Source organism: Streptomyces erythrochromogenes, from assembly GCF_036170895.1.
GTDB classification, from domain to species: domain Bacteria; phylum Actinomycetota; class Actinomycetes; order Streptomycetales; family Streptomycetaceae; genus Streptomyces; species Streptomyces erythrochromogenes.
This window is the reverse complement of the sequence record NZ_CP108036.1, coordinates 6,697,825-6,712,146: the sequence shown is the minus strand read 5'-3', so window position 1 is coordinate 6,712,146 and position 14,322 is coordinate 6,697,825. Positions and strand designations below refer to the sequence as shown.

14 protein-coding genes are annotated in these 14,322 nt (G+C 72.8%); 8 read left to right on the top strand and 6 right to left on the bottom strand.

Features of this window, described 5'->3' with window-relative positions; all coding sequences use genetic code 11:
* Positions 1 to 36: 36 nt before the first annotated feature.
* Positions 37 to 1,188 carry an ROK family transcriptional regulator gene (locus OHA91_RS30795; RefSeq protein WP_051893513.1) on the bottom strand — a complete coding sequence of 384 codons (1,152 nt, stop codon included), beginning with the start codon at positions 1,186 to 1,188 and terminating at the stop codon, positions 37 to 39.
* 54 nt (positions 1,189 to 1,242) lie between these two features.
* Here OHA91_RS30795 and OHA91_RS30790 point away from each other — a divergent pair, with 54 nt between their 5' ends.
* The 4 genes from OHA91_RS30790 (at position 1,243) to OHA91_RS30775 (ending at position 5,332) form a co-directional block, all read left to right on the top strand.
* Positions 1,243 to 2,481: an MFS transporter gene (locus OHA91_RS30790; RefSeq protein ID WP_328740395.1), complete on the top strand. Its 1,239-nt coding sequence runs from the start codon at positions 1,243 to 1,245 to the stop codon at positions 2,479 to 2,481.
* A 108-nt stretch (positions 2,482 to 2,589) separates the two neighbouring features.
* On the top strand, positions 2,590 to 3,987 hold the full coding sequence (locus tag OHA91_RS30785) for a uracil-xanthine permease family protein (protein WP_031155454.1): 1,398 nt from the start codon (positions 2,590 to 2,592) through the stop codon (positions 3,985 to 3,987).
* Between the two features lie 76 nt (positions 3,988 to 4,063).
* The gene (locus tag OHA91_RS30780; RefSeq protein WP_031155456.1) at positions 4,064 to 4,705 is read left to right on the top strand and encodes a DUF5995 family protein; all 642 of its coding nucleotides are present in this window, start codon (positions 4,064 to 4,066) and stop codon (positions 4,703 to 4,705) included.
* Between the two features lie 60 nt (positions 4,706 to 4,765).
* Complete coding sequence (locus OHA91_RS30775; protein ID WP_328740394.1) at positions 4,766 to 5,332, top strand: hypothetical protein; 567 nt, start codon at positions 4,766 to 4,768, stop codon at positions 5,330 to 5,332.
* A gap of 117 nt (positions 5,333 to 5,449) precedes the next feature.
* Here the strand turns inward: OHA91_RS30775 and OHA91_RS30770 are convergent, their stop codons facing one another.
* From OHA91_RS30770 to OHA91_RS30760, 3 genes are all read right to left on the bottom strand, one after another.
* Positions 5,450 to 7,147: a flavin monoamine oxidase family protein gene (locus OHA91_RS30770; RefSeq protein WP_031155461.1), complete on the bottom strand. Its 1,698-nt coding sequence runs from the start codon at positions 7,145 to 7,147 to the stop codon at positions 5,450 to 5,452.
* Between the two features lie 77 nt (positions 7,148 to 7,224).
* Positions 7,225 to 8,025 carry a carbon-nitrogen hydrolase family protein gene (locus OHA91_RS30765; RefSeq protein WP_031154608.1) on the bottom strand — a complete coding sequence of 267 codons (801 nt, stop codon included), beginning with the start codon at positions 8,023 to 8,025 and terminating at the stop codon, positions 7,225 to 7,227.
* Between the two features lie 160 nt (positions 8,026 to 8,185).
* Positions 8,186 to 8,923 (bottom strand): SAM-dependent methyltransferase, encoded by a 738-nt coding sequence (locus tag OHA91_RS30760; RefSeq protein WP_031154605.1) that lies wholly within the window; start codon positions 8,921 to 8,923, stop codon positions 8,186 to 8,188.
* Positions 8,924 to 9,092: 169 nt separating this feature from the next.
* Here OHA91_RS30760 and OHA91_RS30755 point away from each other — a divergent pair, with 169 nt between their 5' ends.
* A complete protein-coding gene (locus OHA91_RS30755; RefSeq protein ID WP_031154602.1) occupies positions 9,093 to 9,284 on the top strand; it encodes a DUF1059 domain-containing protein in 192 nt (63 codons plus the stop codon).
* A 35-nt stretch (positions 9,285 to 9,319) separates the two neighbouring features.
* Here the strand turns inward: OHA91_RS30755 and OHA91_RS30750 are convergent, their stop codons facing one another.
* Both OHA91_RS30750 and OHA91_RS30745 read right to left on the bottom strand, forming a co-directional pair.
* The gene (locus OHA91_RS30750; protein ID WP_030027017.1) at positions 9,320 to 9,775 is read right to left on the bottom strand and encodes an Lrp/AsnC family transcriptional regulator; all 456 of its coding nucleotides are present in this window, start codon (positions 9,773 to 9,775) and stop codon (positions 9,320 to 9,322) included.
* A gap of 16 nt (positions 9,776 to 9,791) precedes the next feature.
* The gene (locus OHA91_RS30745) at positions 9,792 to 11,276 is read right to left on the bottom strand and encodes an amino acid permease (RefSeq protein WP_031154600.1); all 1,485 of its coding nucleotides are present in this window, start codon (positions 11,274 to 11,276) and stop codon (positions 9,792 to 9,794) included.
* 326 nt (positions 11,277 to 11,602) lie between these two features.
* Here OHA91_RS30745 and OHA91_RS30740 point away from each other — a divergent pair, with 326 nt between their 5' ends.
* From OHA91_RS30740 to OHA91_RS30730, 3 genes are all read left to right on the top strand, one after another.
* The gene (locus OHA91_RS30740; RefSeq protein ID WP_051893401.1) at positions 11,603 to 12,058 is read left to right on the top strand and encodes an SDR family oxidoreductase; all 456 of its coding nucleotides are present in this window, start codon (positions 11,603 to 11,605) and stop codon (positions 12,056 to 12,058) included.
* Positions 12,055 to 13,182: a GDSL-type esterase/lipase family protein gene (locus OHA91_RS30735; protein ID WP_078959465.1), complete on the top strand. Its 1,128-nt coding sequence runs from the start codon at positions 12,055 to 12,057 to the stop codon at positions 13,180 to 13,182. The genes OHA91_RS30740 and OHA91_RS30735 overlap by 4 nt, the downstream gene beginning before the upstream one ends.
* Before the next feature lie 117 nt (positions 13,183 to 13,299).
* Positions 13,300 to 14,226: an SCO0930 family lipoprotein gene (locus OHA91_RS30730; RefSeq protein WP_031154594.1), complete on the top strand. Its 927-nt coding sequence runs from the start codon at positions 13,300 to 13,302 to the stop codon at positions 14,224 to 14,226.
* Positions 14,227 to 14,322: the final 96 nt, after the last annotated feature.

Sequence of the window (14,322 nt, the reverse complement as noted above, 5' to 3'; positions counted from 1 at the left end):
CCAGGAGGCAGGGCCAGGAGGCAGAGCCAGCCGGGCTCATCCCCCGAACAGCACCCCCTGGGCCGCTTCGCGGGCTGCCAGGCGGGCGCCCGCCAGGACTGCCGGGTCGCCCAAAGTCGTGGCGCGGATCTCCGTCGGGACCGGGGTCAGTTTCGCCAGGCGGTGGGAGACCCGGGCGGCCAGGGCGGGGCCGCCGGCGCGGCCGAGTTCTCCTGCCAGGACCACGCACCCCGGGTCGAGGAGGGCCGCGGCCGCGGCCGCGCCCAGGGCGAGGCGTTCGGCGAGGGCTTCGAGGAAGAGCTCGCCGGCGGCTCCCGCCACGGCCTGTTCCGCCGGGCCCGCGAAGCCGTGTTCGCGTGCCAGCGCGGTCACGGCGTCGCGGCCGACCAGGGCGTGGAACCCGCCCGCGCAGTCGACCGCCGAGGGCAGCCCGCCGGTGCCCGGTACGGGGAGGAAGCCGATCTCGCCCGCGCCGCCGGAGGCGCCCCGGCGCAGTCGGCCGTCCAGGACCACGGCCGCGCCCACCCCCGCGCCGAGCCACAGCAGGACGAAGGAGTCCAAGTCGCGGGCGACGCCCAGGCGCTGCTCGGCGAGGGCGGCGAGGTTGGTCTCGTTCTCGACGGCCACGACGGCGGGCAGGGTCCGCTGCAGAGCGGTGACCAGGTCCCGGTGCCAGGCCGGGAGGCCGATGGTGTCGCGGAGTTCGCCGGTGGCGGGGGCGACCAGGCCCGGGGCGCCCACGACGACGGTGTGCAGTTCGGCGGCGCCGGCCTCGTGGGCGGTGCGCAGCAGGGCCGCGACCGCGTCCTCGGGTGCGCCGACGGGCAGGGCGGCTTCGGCCAGGGGGTGGCCGAGCAGGTCGGTGACGACGGCGGTGACCCGGTCGGTGCGGACGTCGAGGGCGGCGAGGTGGGCGCGGCTGGCGACGATTCCGTAGAGCTTGGCGTTGGGGCCGCGGCGCTGTTCGCCGGATTCACCGACGACCTCGATGAGGCCCGCTTCGGTGAGCCGGTCGACGAGGTCGGCGACGGACGGGCGGGAGAGGCCGGTCATGGTCTTGAGCTGGGTGGCCGTCAGCGGTCCGGAGTCCTGGAGGAGTTGCAGGGCGAGGCGGTCGTTGATGGCCCGGGCCGTGCTGGGTGAGGCGGGGGACGGTACCGGGGCGTGGGCTGGAGTCACGGCGCCCATCCTAGGAGTCGGGACCATTATCTATCAGGCAGGGTCCCTGATAGTTTATGCGCCATGACCGGGGACACCGACCTCAGCCCGGCGCGCCTGCGCCATGCCCGCCGTGCCATCGCCGCCGTCTTCTGCGCCCACGGCGCCGTCACCGGCTCCTTCGCCACCCGTATCCCCTGGATCCAGGAGCACGCCCAGCTCAGCGCGGGCACCCTGGGGCTCGCGCTCGCCTTCCCGGCCGTGGGCGCCGCGCTCGCGATGCCGCTGGCCGGGCGGATCAACCACCGGTTCGGTGCGCGGGCCGCGCTGCGGGGGCTGCTGGTGCTGTGGACCCTCTCGCTGATCCTGCCGAGCCTCGCCCCGAACCTGCTCGTGCTGTGCCTGGTGCTCCTCGTCTACGGAGCCACCGCGGGCATGTCGGACGTGGCGATGAACGCGCTGGGCGTGGAGACCGAGAACCGGCTGGGCCGCTCGATCATGTCCTCCCTGCACGGCATGTGGAGCATGGGCGCGCTGCTCGGCTCCGCGGCCGGTACGGTCGCCGCGCACGCCGGGACCGACGCCCGGCTGCACCACCTGGTCGCCGCGCTCGTCCTGACCGCGGGCGGGCTGGTCGCCGTACAGGGTGTATTGGACCTGCGCAGCGACGGGGAGGGGCAGGCGCCCCCGCACTTCGCGCTGCCGCCCCGGTCCGCGCTGCTGATCGGCGCGATCGGCTTCTGCGCGGTGTTCGCGGAGGGTGCGAGCCTGGACTGGTCCGCGGTCTACCTGCGGGACGTCCTGCACACCGGCGCGGGCCTCGCGGCCGCCTCGACCACCGCCTTCGCGCTGACCATGGCCGTGGCCAGGCTGGTCGGCGACCGGGTGGTGGACCGCTTCGGGCCGGTGCGCACGGTCCGCGCGGGCGGCCTGGTGGCGACCGCGGGCGGCCTGCTCGTGGTCGGCGTGCAGCATCCGGCGGGGGCGCTGGCCGGGTTCGGGCTGATCGGGCTCGGCATCGCGGTGGTGGTCCCGCTGGCCTTCGCCGCGGCGGGGCGCAGCGGGCCGGCTCCCGCGCAGGCGATCGCGGGTGTCGCGACGATCACGTACACCTCGGGGCTGATCGCGCCGTCGGCGATCGGCGCGGTGGCGGACGCGACGTCGCTGGTGGTGTCGTTCGGGCTGGTGACCGTGCTGGCCTTCGCGCTGGTGGTGGGTGCCGCGGTGCTGCGCCAGAAGGCGCCGGTGGGGCAGTCTGGGGGCGGGTTCACCGGGAAGGCCGGGACGGCCGAGCGGGACGAACCTGCCGATATCCGGCCGTAATATGTCGACTGGCCGCAGCGGCACTCCGTGCGCTGCGGCTTCGATGTGTGCGCGGCCGCTGCCGTGCTCGTCCGGATGGCCGGGAGAACCGGCGAAGAGGAGTGGAACATGGGCCTCGGCGTTGGCTGGACCCTGCACGGAGACGGGCGGACCCCCGCCCCCGGCGCGGTGGTGCGGCCGGAGGAGCGGCTGTCGTGGCCGCGGACCGCCGGGCTGGGCGCCCAGCACGTCGTGGCGATGTTCGGCGCGAGTTTCGTCGCGCCGGTCCTGATGGGGCTGGATCCGAACCTGGCCATCATGATGTCCGGCATCGCGACGGTGATCTTCCTGCTCGCGACGCGCGGGCGGGTGCCCTCGTACCTGGGCTGCTCGCTGTCCTTCGTCGGTGTCGCGGCGGCGATCCGGGCGGCGGGCGGGGACAGCGCGGTCGTCACGGGCGCCGTGTTCGTCGTCGGTGCGGCGCTGTTCCTGGCCGGTCTCGCGGTGCAGCGCTTCGGCGCGCGCGTCATCCACGCGGCGATGCCGCCGATCGTGACGGGTGCGGTGGTGATGCTGATCGGCTTCAACCTGGCGCCGGTGACGGCGTCGACGTACTGGCCGCAGGACCAGTGGACGGCGTTGCTGACGATGCTGTTCACCGGGTTCGCCGTGGTGTGCCTGCGCGGTTTCTGGTCGCGCATCGCGATCTTCCTGGGGCTGGTCTTCGGGTACGCGATCTCCTGGCTCTTCGACCTGCTCTTCGGGAAGATCCACTCGACGGTGGGCGGGGAGGCGGCCGTGGACCACTGGCGTCTGGACCTCTCCGCGGTCGCGAAGGCCGACTGGATCGGGCTGCCGTCCTTCCACGGGCCGTCCTTCGAGTGGTCGGCGATCCTGATCGCCCTGCCCGTGGTGATCGCGCTGATCGCCGAGAACGCGGGTCACATCAAGGCCGTGGGCGAGATGACCGGCGATCCCCTCGACGACAAGCTGGGCACGGCCATCGCGGCGGACGGCGCCGCGTCGATGCTGTCCACGGCGGTCGGCGGCCCGCCGAACACCACCTACTCCGAGAACATCGGGGTCATGGCGGCCACCCGCGTCTACTCCACGGCGGCGTACTGGGCGGCGGCGGGCTTCGCACTGCTCTTCGGCCTGTGCCCGAAGTTCGGCGCGGTCGTCGCGGCGATCCCGGGCGGGGTGCTCGGCGGCATCACGGTCATCCTCTACGGGATGATCGGCCTGCTCGGCGCCCAGATCTGGATCAACGGCGGGGTGGACCTGCGCAATCCGCTGAACCTGGTGCCGGCCGCGGCGGGCATCATCATCGGCATCGGCGGCGTGAAGCTGCAGATCACCGACACCTTCGAGCTGGGCGGCATCGCGCTGGGCACGATCGTGGTGATCGGCGGCTACCACGCGCTGCGGTGCCTCGCCCCCGCGCACCTGAAGCCGCAGGGGCCCCTGCTCGACGCGGGCACGTCCACCTACGACGACGGCGGGGAGGCGGAGGACAAGCCCCGTTGACGGGGTTTCGCCCGAACCGGGGAAGCGTACGGCCAAGTTCCCCGGATCCGTGCCGGCGCCTGCGACTCTGCCTCCCATGGAAGCGGTGCTGGCGCGGATGCGCGCCCTGGAGGAGCGGCTCCCGCCGCAGGACGGCGTCGCCGTCTTCAACCGGGTCTACCTGACGGTGACGGAGACCCTGCACCATCGGATCGAGCACGGGGGCTTCCCTGCGCCGCGGCGGGCGGCGGTGCTCAGCGTGCGGTTCGCGGAGCGGTACCTGACGGCGGTGGAGGCGGACCGGGCCCCGGCCTGCTGGCGCCCGCTGCTGCAGTACCGCCGCCACCCCGGGATCCGGCCGCTCCAGCACGCGCTGGCCGGGATCAACGCGCACATCGGCCACGACCTGGCGCTCGCGGTGGTGGCCACGTGCGGTGAGCTGGACTGCGAACCGCGGTCCCTGGAGGCGGACTTCGACCGGGTCGGCGACACGCTGGTCTCGTTGGAGGAGCACATCCGGGAGGACCTGATGCCGGGTCCGGACCTGCTGGAGATCGCCGACCCGCTGACCCACCTGGTCGGCTCGTGGAGCCTGGAACGGGCCCGCGCCGGGGCCTGGTCGGCGGCCCGCCTGCTGTGGACGCTGCGCCGGGCGCCGGACCTGGCCGAGGAGTTCACCGACTCCCTGGACGCGGGCGTGGGCCTGGTCGGCCGCTGCCTGCTGACCCCGCGGGGCTGAGACGCCGTGCGGCCCGGCCCGGCGCGGGCCGCACGGTCGGCCGGCGGATAGGTTCCGGCCATGACGACGCTTCTCCTCGACGGCGGCCCGGTCGCCGCGGACGCCCCGGTCAGCCGTACCGGTGGCGTGCCGCTGGGCCCCGCCGGAATGGTCTGGCCCGTGTGCAGCGCATGCGCGGGTCCGCTCCGGTTCCTCGCCCAGATCGTGCTCGACGCGGGCGTACTGGCCCTGTTCATGTGCGCGCACCGGCCGGGAGGATGCGAGCAGTGGAGCCCCTCCGCGGGCGGGAACCTGGCCCTGCTGATGCCCGCCGGCGACCTGGTGCCCGTACCGGTACCGCGCGGTGCGGATCCGGAGGTGCTCGGGCTGGGCGCCGTACGGGCGGCCGTGCCCTCGGGGGCCGGGGCGGAGGGGCGGGCGGCGGTGCTGGGCTCGCTCGGCGGCGAGCCCGACTGGCTCCAGTGCGACGAGACCCCCGACTGCCCTGCGTGCGCCCGGCCGATGGGGTTCGCGGCGGGCCTGCGGGAGGGGCCGGACCCCGTCACGGCCATGAACTTCGGGTCCGGGCAGGCGTACGCCCACGTGTGCGGCGGGTGCGGCCGGGCGGCCCTGCTGTGGCAGTGCTGAGCGGGCCGGGCGCCCCGGGTACGGGGCGCGGGCATGAGAACGGGCCGCCGGCCCGCGTGCTGACGGCGCGGGGCGGCGGCCCGTGATCATGGGGCCCCTGTCAGAGGGCCGGGAGGATCAGTCCTCCGGCAGTTCGACCGGGGCGATCTCGTCGTAGACGTCGCCCGGGCCCGGGTTGGTGGAGTCCGTGGACCCACCGAGGTGGTGCATGACGCCCCAGACGGCGTTCAGGGCGGTCTGGACGGCGCCCTCGGCCCAGCCGGCCGTCCAGGAGATGTCGTCGCCCGCGAGGAAGATGCCGCGCTTGTCCTCGGGGAGGCGGTCCTGCATGAAGTGGGTGAACAGGCGGCGCTGGTAGCGGTAGTGGCCGGGGAGGTTGGCCTTGAACGCGCCCATGAAGTAGGGCTCGTCCTCCCAGGAGACGGTGACCGGGTTGCCGATGATGTGGCGGCGGATGTCGACCTTGGGGTAGATCTCGCCGAGGGACTTCAGCATGACCTCCATCCGCTCGTTCGCGGACAGCGGCAGCCACTTGAGGCTGTCGTCGCACCAGGTGTACGAGAGGCAGATGACGGCGGGCTTGTCGGGGCCGTTGTCCAGCAGGTAGGTGCCGCGGGTCATGCGGTCGGTGAGCGTCATCGACATGACGTCGCGGCCGGTCTCCTCGTCCTTGTCCAGCCAGAACGGCCGGTCGACGGGGACGAACAGCTTGGACGACTCCATGTAGTGGGTGCGCTCGATCGCCGTCCAGTGGTCGATCGGGAACAGCGTGTCGTCGCACTCGATCTTCGACAGCAGCATCCAGGACTGGGCCGTGAAGATCGCGGCGCGGTACGTGCGGATGTCGCCGGAGGCGTCGGTGACCGTGATGCGGTTGCCCGCCGTGCGGTGCAGACGGGTCACGGCCGGGCGCGGGGCGCCGTCGTGGAGGGTGGACAGCGAGGTGCCCTGCGCCCAGTGGACGATCTTCTCGGGCTCGCGCTCCCACAGGCGCAGCGGCAGCTGCTGGGAGCCGCCGACGATGCCGCGGTGGTGGTCGTCGGCCTCGGTGTAGACGACGCGCAGGATCTCCAGGATGGAGTTCGGGAAGTCGGTGTCCCAGCCGCCGGTGCCGAAGCCGACCTGGCCGAAGATCTCGCGCTTGCGGAAGGACTTGAAGGCCTCCGACTTGCACAGGAAGCCGTAGAAGGTCTCGTCGTCGAGCTTCTCGACGAGCTTGGCCCAGATCTCGCGGATGCGCGGGACGTCCCGCTCGCGCATCGCGGTGTTCATGTCGGAGAAGTCGGCGCCCTCGTCGAGGCAGGCGTTCCAGGCCTCGGCGACGTCGCGGTAGATCTGCGGGAGGTCGGCGATGGTCTCCGCGTAGTGGCTCTCGCCCTTGAGGTCGACGACCGTGGAGGGGGTGGCCTCGGCGAGCGGGTTCGGGAAGGGCTCGGTGACCAGGCCGACGAGGTCGATGTAGTGCTGCAGGGCCGTGGAGGAGGGCGGGAAGCGCATGGCGCCCATCTCGGCGGTGAGGCCCTCGGTCTCGGCGCCCTCGAAGCCGACGGTGCGCAGGCGGCCGCCGATCTGGTCGGCCTCGTAGACGACGGGCTTGAGGCCCATCTTCATGAGCTCGTAGGCCGAGATGATGCCGGAGAGACCGCCGCCGATGATGGCGACCTCGGTGCCGAGTTCGGTCGCGGGTATCTGCCCGAGGCCCGCCGGGTGGGCGAGGAAGTCGTCGTAGGCGTACGGGAAGTCCGGACCGAACATGGTGATCGGCGGCTGTCCGTCGCTGTGCGGGACGGCGGTGGTGGGCACCGTGGACGTCATGGGGTACGACTCCTTGCGGGCAGGGCTCGGGGGGGGTGGAGCGGTGGGGGCGGGGTGGGGCGGGGGGCTGGTGCGGGTCAGACGAGCGAGGCGTAGAGCCCGGGCCGGCGGTCGCGCAGGTACGGGTTGTTCTCGCGCGAGACGCTGAGCAGCTCGGGGTCGACCTCGCCGAACACCATTTCCTCGCCGCGGCCGGCGCGGGTGCGGGTGGTGCCGTCGGGGCTCGCCAGGCAGCTGAGGCCGACGAACTCGAACTCGCCCTCGGGGCCGGTGCGGTTGACGTACGCGACGTACATCTGGTTCTCGAAGGCCCGGACGGGGACGAGGTGCTCCGCGACGAACTGGAAGGGGTGCATCTGGGCGGTCGGCACGAGCAGGAGGTCGGTGCCGGCGAGCGCGTGGGCGCGGACGTTCTCGGGGAACTCCACGTCGTAGCAGATCATGATGCCGATGCGGATGCCGCCGAGGTCGGCCTGGACGACGGGGGTGTCGCCGGGGGTGAAGGCGTCCTGCTCGAAGCAGCCGAAGAGGTGGGTCTTGCGGTAGTTCGCGAGGGAGGCGCCGTCGGGGCCGATGAGCTGGGCGGAGTTGTAGACCGTGTCGCCGTCGCGCTCGGGGTAGCCGTAGAGGACCGCGAGTCCGTGGCGGCGGGCGATCTCGCCGATGGCCCGGGCGGAGTCGCCGTCGCTCGCCTCGGCGAGGCCCGGGACATCCTCGAGGTCGAGCGCGTAGCCGGTCAGGAACATCTCGGAGGTGACCAGCAGCCCGGCCCCCGCCTGTGCGGCGCGCTCGGCGGCCTCGTCGAGCGCCTTGAGGTTCTCGGCGACGTCGCCGAGGACTCCGGAGCTCTGAAGGAGGGCGGTGCGCAGCGGGGGCATGGGCGTACCTCTGTGGCAGGAGGGGTGTGTGCGGTCCTATAGACGGTACGTTTCGCCCTCCCGGCGCAACAAGGCGCCGATGTTGCGCGCTGGTGTGCGATTCGTTGCGCGTTACGGGGCCCTGGCGGCGATTCGTTGCGTGCCCACGCCCGGGAGTCGCTCAGTCGGCGGTCCGGCGCAGCAGGAAGGTGGCGAAACCCCAGGTGGCACGGTATCCGCGGAGCCATTCGGTGCGGTGGTTGTTCGCTGCGTCGAGGGCTTCGGCGCTGTCCGGGTGGTCGGGGTGGTCGAGGGCCCAGGCGGCCAGCGAGCCGGTCCAGGACCACTCGTAGTCGTCTCGTTCCTCGCGGGTGCTGAGGTGACCGTACACCGGGGTCCAGCCGGCCGCTGTGACCTGGTCGACGGTGGTGGGCAGGTCGGCGAGGGGGCCGAAGTCCTCGACGTCGCCGGGGGTGGGCGGGTGCTCCCAGTAGCCGTCTCCCACGAGGACGTGGCCGCCGGGGGCGAGGTGGGCTCGGGCCGCGTCGAGGGTGGGCAGGAGCCCGCCGAAGGCGTGGCTGGCGCCGACGCTGAGGACGAGGTCGTAGGGGTGCGGGTCGGTGTGGTCCGCGGCGGGCCGCTGGTGCAGGGACAGCCGGTCGGCGACGCCGAGTGCCTGCGCGGCGTCCGCGGCCCGGTCGAGGGCGGTGCGGGAGGTGTCGACGCCGACGGCGTGCACTCCGGGGCGGTCGTGCAGGGCCCGCAGCAGCCATTCGCCGGGGCCGCAGCCGAGGTCGAGGACGCGTTCGGTGCCGCGGGGCAGTGCGCGGTCCAGGAGCCGGGCCACGGCGGTGTCGCTCAGCGGGGCCGCGACGGGGTGGTGGGTGTGGGCCAGGTGGGAGATCGCTTCTCGGTTCACCCGGACACTGTCCCGGTCGGGGTCGCTCCGGTCATCCGGTTTTCCGGCCGCGCACCGGAGAGCAGCGGGGGCGCCCCGCCCGGGTTTCGCCGCGCCCCCGCGAAGAGGATCGTGGGAGGTGCTCCGTCCGGCGTCGGCGCCGGCGGACACCCGTCCCGGGAGGCTCGTCATGCGCAAGGTCATGGACTGCAGGGACTACCCGAGCGAGATGAACTGCACGCTCGCGATCTCGGGCGAGGAGGAAGAGGTCATCGCGGCGGCCGCCCAGCACGCCGTGGCCGTGCACGGCCACGAGGACGGTCCGGAGTTCCGGGCGTCCCTGCGCGGCCTGCTGAAGGACGAGGCGCCGCAGCACGCCTGAGGCGCGCGGGCCCCGTCGCGCGAGAGCCGTGCGGCCTAGGCCGGGGCGCCCGAGGTGAAGCGGCGCAGGAGCGGGGAGAGGACGAGGACGGATTTGGTGCGTTCGACGAAGGGCTCGCCCGCGATCCGTTCCAGGACCCGCTCGAAGTGGCGCATGTCGGAGGCGAAGATCTGGACGAGGGCGTCCGCGTCGCCGGTGACGGTCGACGCGGACACCACCTCGGGGTATCGCTCCAGTCCTCGCCGGATGTCGTCCGGCGAGGTGTTGTGGCGACAGTAGATCTCGATGAAGCCCTCGGTCTCCCAGCCCATGGCGGCCGGGTCGACGCGGACGGTGAATCCGGTGATGGCGCCTTCGGCGCGCAGCCGGTCCACGCGCCGCTTCACGGCGGGGGCGGAGAGCCCGACCTCGGAGCCGATGTCCGCGTAGGAGCGGCGGGCGTCTTCGGCGAGGGCGTGCACGATGCGTTCGTCGAGATCGTTCAGTCGCACGGGGGGTGAATCACTTCTATTCAGCGACCTCCGCGGCCGAGGCGGCCACGGCGGCCACAGTGGCCAGGCTGGAGCGGCGCATGCCGTAGAAGAAGTAGATCACGAGCCCGAGCGCCATCCAGCCACCGAAGACCATCCAGGTGGCCATCGGAAGCTCGGTCATGAGGACCCCGCAGAGGATGAAGCCCAGGATGGGGGTGACCGGGAAGAGGGCGACCTTGAACGTGCGGTTCATGTCGGGGCGGGTGTAGCGCAGGATGACGACGGCCACGTTGACCAGGCCGAAGGCGAAGAGCGTGCCGATGCTGGTGGCGTTGGCCAGTTCACCCAGGGGGATGAACGCGGCGAGCAGGCCGCAGAAGAGGCAGACGATGATCGTGTTGACCTTCGGGGTGCCGGTCTTCTCGTCGACCTTGGCGAAGGCCTTGGGCATCAGGCCGTCGCGGGACATGGCGAACAGGATGCGGGTCTGGCCGTAGAGCACGGCGAACACGACGCTGGCGATGGCGACGACCGCGCCGGCGGCCAGGATGACGCTCCAGAAGGAGTGGCCGGTGACGTTCTCCATGATCTGGGCCAGGGCGGCCTCGCTGCCCTCGAACTCCTGCCACGGCATGGCGCCGACGGCGACCAGGGCGACGAGGCAGTAGATCGCGGTGACGATCAGCAGCGAGAGCATGATCGCGCGCGGCAGGTCCTTCTTCGGGTTCTTGGCTTCCTCACCGGCGGTGGAGGCCGCGTCGAAGCCGATGTACGAGAAGAAGAGCATGGAGGCGGCGGTGCCGATGGCGGTGACGCCGAGGGGGGCCAGCGGGGTGTAGTTGCCGGCCTTGATGCCCATGAAGCCGATGACGATGAAGAGGGCCAGCGTCACGATCTTGACGGCGACCATGATCGTGTTGATCCGGGCGCTCTCCTTGGCTCCGCGGAGCAGGAAGACCATGCACAGGAGCACCACGACGAGGGCGGGGAGGTTGATGTAGCCGCCCTCGCCGAGCGGGGCGGAGAAGCCCTCGGGGATCGTGAGGCCGAGCGTGCCGTCGAGCAGCTCGTTGAGGTACTGGCCCCAGCCGACGGCGACGGCCGCGACGGAGACGCCGTACTCCAGGACCAGGCACCAGCCGCAGACCCAGGCTATGAGCTCGCCCATGGTGGCGTAGGCGTAGGAGTACGAGGAGCCCGAGACGGGGATGGAGCCCGCGAGCTCGGCGTAGGAGAGCGCCGAGAACAGCGCGGTCAGGCCCGCGACGATGAAGGCGATGAAGACGGCCGGACCGGCGATCGGGGTGGCCTCGCCGAGGACGACGAAGATGCCGGTGCCCAGGGTCGCGCCGATGCTGATCATGGTCAGCTGCCACATGGTGAGCGAACGCTTGAGCGCGCCGCCCTCACCCTGGCCGCCTTCGGCGACCAACTGCTCGACCGGCTTGCGGCGGAGCAGCGGGTTGGCGGGCCTACGGGGCTCGGAAGCGAGCGGTGGCGCCTGGCCGTGGTCGAGCACGAGGGGGACTCCTTGTCACTGCGGATCGACAGAGGTCGGGGATGAGGCGTCGACCGCGACGGTCCGGAGCAGGACAGGGCCCGACGGGGGAAGGGCCTGGCATGGGGGACCGCCGAGCAGGCGATCCGCGCCACTCCACGTACAGCGAGTGAGCCTACGAGCTGAGTGATACCGCCCGTAATGGACCATCCTTGCACATTGGCGCACGATCATTGCGCGGATCGGTCACTGACAGTCGTTTGTTGCGTATGGATGATCGATCGCTGCGCAGCCCGCCGGAGACCCCGTTTCTTGACACTTCGTCAGATCTGCCGCAGCGTGCCGCCATGGACCTGGACGTGCTCTACGAGATCGACGTGCCGGGGCCGGGGCCCGGAGCCCATCCGCACGGCCGGCGGACCGTCGAGCAGCTCGTCTTCGCGGCCTGCGCATCCGGGCTCGCGGCGGCCCCGCCGCACGCCCCGTACGGGGCCGCCAAGGCCGCCCCGACGGCATTGGTGCGCTCGGCGGCGGTGGAACCGGGCCCGCGCGGGGTACGGGTGAACGCGGTGGCACCGGGGGTCGTGAGGACCCCCCGGGCCGCCGCCCTGCCGGGTGCCGGGGGGCGGCGGCGCAACGCGGAGACCGCACCGCTGGTCCGGGTGGCCGAGACCGCGGACATCGCGGCCGCCCTGTACTTCCTGGCCTCGCCGCTGTCCTCGTACGTGACGGGGAAGACGCTCGTGGTGGACGGCGGGGTCGGCGTGAAGTTCCCGTATCCGACGAGCGGAGGCGAAGGATGAGCGCACCGGTGCACGACGAGGGCCGGCCCGGGCCGCGGCAGGAGCGGGCCGGGCGGCGGGGACACGCGCCGTGGCCGCAGCAGCGACGGGGCGAGGGGTGGATCGAGGTTCCCGGCGGCTGGCAGGATCCGCAGCCCTTCCTGCGCGGGGTCGCCTGGCTGGACAAGGGCCGCCCCGTGCGCGCCGACCCCGCCGACACGATGCGGCTGCCCTGGGACACCGGCGAGCGGGCCACCCTGCCCATCGGGGTCCGGCTGGAGTTCACCACCGAGACCGCGACGGCCGTCGAGATCCGCTACCGGGCCACCGTGCCCGGCCCCACGGACGCCCTGCGCGACCTCGCGCACGGCTTCGCCCTGTGGGACCGCCACGGGGTGGTCACCGAGGTGTTCACCGAACCGGCCGCGGAGGCCGTCGTACGCATCGGACTCGGGGCCGGCGACGGCGGCGGCCCCTTCCGCGGCCCCTTCACCATCCACCCGCCCGAGAACCAGTCGCCCCTCGTCCTCGGCCTGCGCGGGATCGGCGGCGCCCTCACCCCCGCACCGCCTGCGCCGCGCTGGGTGGTGCACGGCGACTCCATCACCGAGGGCTGGTGGTCCACCCGTCCCGCCCACGGCTGGCCCGCCGTCGCGGGCCGGGCCCTCGGCTGGGACACCGTCAACCTCGGCTACGCGGGCGCCGCGCGCGGCGAACTGGCCACCGCCGAACAGCTCGCGGGCCTGCCGGCGGACGTCCTGACCCTCGCCTTCGGCACCAACTGCTGGTCCCGGGTGCCCTTTTCGGCGCCGCTGCTGTACGAGACCACGCGCGCCTTCCTCGAACTGGTCCGCCAGGGGCACCCGCGAACCCCCCTGCTGCTGGTCTCCCCCGTGCTGCGGCCCGACGCCGAACGCACCCCGAACAAACTCGGCGCCACCCTGGGCGCACTGCGCGACGCGATGGAGCGCGCCGCCCGGGACCGGATCGCCGCCGGGGACGACCGGCTCGCCGTCCTCCCGGGCCGTGACCTGCTCGGACCCGAGCACCTCGCGGACGGTCTGCACCCCAACGACTCCGGACACCAGGTGCTCGGCCTCGCTGTGGCCACGGCCCTGCGGCGCACCGGGTTCGGCACGGGGTGAGTGAAACAGCCCACACCGCACCCGGTGAACAGATCCCGCCCACCAGGGCGTGTCCTGTGCACAGTTGCCGCCGCTGGGGGCGACGGCACAGACAGACACGACGTGGGAGAGATCAACATGGGCATGAAGCGCGCAACCACCTTCGCCGCGGCCGCCGTAGCCGTCGTCCTGGCGGCCAGCGCCTGCGGCCCCTCGGACTACAAGGCCTCGGACTCGACGCAGCCCGCCGGAGCCGCAGCCGAGGCCGCCCCGGCGGCGGCCGGCCCGGGCAACCAGCCCGGCGGCCAGCTGGCGGCATCCGTCACCGAGCAGCTCGGCTCCGTCCTCACCGACAGCGCGGGCCTGACCCTCTACCGCTTCGACAAGGACACCGCGAAGCCCCCGAAGTCGAACTGCGAGGGGGACTGCGCGAAGACCTGGCCGGTGGTCGCGGCCGGTGACGTCACCGCCGCGTCGGGCATGGACCCGTCGCTGCTCGGCGAGGTGGTGCGCAGCGACGGCACGAAGCAGCTGACGGTGGCGGGTTGGCCCGCGTACCGGTTCAACAAGGACGCCAAGCCGGGCGACATCAACGGGCAGGGCGTCGGCGGGGTGTGGTTCGCGTTCGGCCCGGACGGCAAGAAGGCGGCGAAGGCGGCCCCGGCCGAGGCCGCCCCCGCCGCCCCTGCCGCTCCCGCCGAGGCGGCGCCCGGCCTGTCGGTGGCGAAGGACCCGAAGCTGGGCGACCACATCGTCGACGGCAAGGGGATGACCGTCTACCGCTTCAAGAAGGACTCTGCGTGGCCGATGGTCTCCAACTGCGTCGGCGACTGCCTGGCCAAGTGGCCGGTCGTGCCCCCGGTGGACAAGGCGAACGCCAAGGGCATCACGGAGAAGAACTACCTGGTCCTGGATCGTCCGGACGGCAAGAAGCAGCAGACCGTCGACTGCTGGCCCGTCTACACCTTCTCGGGCGACAAGAAGCCCGGTGACACCAACGGGCAGGGCGTGGGCGGCACCTGGTACGCCGTCTCCCCCGACGGCAAGCTGATCACCGTCCAGTAGCCGGCCGGGTCCCCCGACCCCCCACCACGGTCCGCGCGGCCTCTGCCCCACCTCCCCCCGGGCAGGGGCCGCGCCCTGATGTGGCCCTCCGGAGCG